3 protein-coding genes are annotated in these 1013 nt (G+C 68.7%); all 3 read right to left on the bottom strand.

Translation table 11 applies throughout. The annotated features are described in order from the left end of the window. Positions 1-400 (bottom strand): hypothetical protein (locus tag ACWDS7_RS48715; protein ID WP_451934866.1); only part of this gene is annotated, 400 nt, incomplete at its 3' end. Beyond that, the gene (locus ACWDS7_RS48710) at positions 397-570 is read right to left on the bottom strand and encodes a hypothetical protein (protein WP_451934865.1); all 174 of its coding nucleotides are present in this window, start codon (positions 568-570) and stop codon (positions 397-399) included. The genes ACWDS7_RS48710 and ACWDS7_RS48715, both read right to left, overlap by 4 nt. Positions 571-772: 202 nt before the next feature. Next, positions 773-1013: hypothetical protein (locus tag ACWDS7_RS48705; protein WP_451934864.1), on the bottom strand; the 241-nt coding region annotated here is incomplete at its 5' end.

Genomic DNA, 1013 nt, shown 5'->3' with positions numbered 1-1013 from the left:
CAGTTGGTGACACGCGGACGATCTCATCGACCGCGTCGCCCTGGCAGATGCCCTGCTGTCCTTTGTGAGAGACCTGGCACAGGCAGTTGCATGACGGCGGGTCCGACTCCAGTTCGCCGCGCTCGGCGGCCTCGATGAGGGCGTGCCCCTCAGGGCTGTTGATGATCGGAGACAGGGCCTCGCTGACGGCGCGCGCGTTGCGGCCCATCTGCTCGGCCAGCCGGTCGACGAGCGCACGGGCCTCCTCAGGGCTGGGCCGCATCGGCGCCAGCGCGGCGGCGATGCCGGAGAAGTCTGGCTGCTTCGGCGGCTCAGCGGTCCACACCATGGCGTCGGGGCTGCCGTGCCAGGTGATGACGTCGTCGATCGCGGCGAGGGTGTCGTCGGGTGTGCGACTCATGCTCGGGTCTCCAGTTTCTTGATGCCGCCGCGGAGGTTGACCACGGCGCGGAGCGGCACGTCGTCGGCAGCGTCGTCGCGGAGCGCGGCCTGGACGAACGCGGCCAGCTCGGCGAGCGTCATGCCGGCTTTCGGGTCCGTGGCGGTAGCGCGAATAGTCCGGTCGATCACGATGTACCTCCGAAGGTCACACGCGGCGTTTCCCAGTGGCCCGTCATCGGGATGTCCTCAACCGGGGTGCCGACCGGGGCCCATCCAACGTGCGCGCATCCACTGCGGCAGACATCGCAGCGTAGATCCTCCTGGGAAGCCAGACGGGTGCACGCGTTCGTGGCCCGGGTGCATTGGCAAGTGGCCAATGGTCGGAGGCTGGTCATGACGCCATCCTCTCCCTCTGCTGCTGCCGCTGCATGAAGTCCACCCATTCACCTTTCCCCCACTTCGCGCCGCAGGGCCCGTACATCACCGGCATGTCCTCTCCCTCCCACGCTGGCCCCTCGACGGCACCCAGGCCTGCGCACCAGACGATGGATTCGTCGTCGGCGCGGGTGCGGACGCGGCCGCCGCATTCGACGCAGTGCCAGTTGGCGAGTTCGATGGTGCGGGCGTCGTAG

Source organism: Streptosporangium sp. NPDC003464 (assembly GCF_053588315.1).
This window is presented reverse-complemented; position numbering and strand designations above follow the sequence as displayed.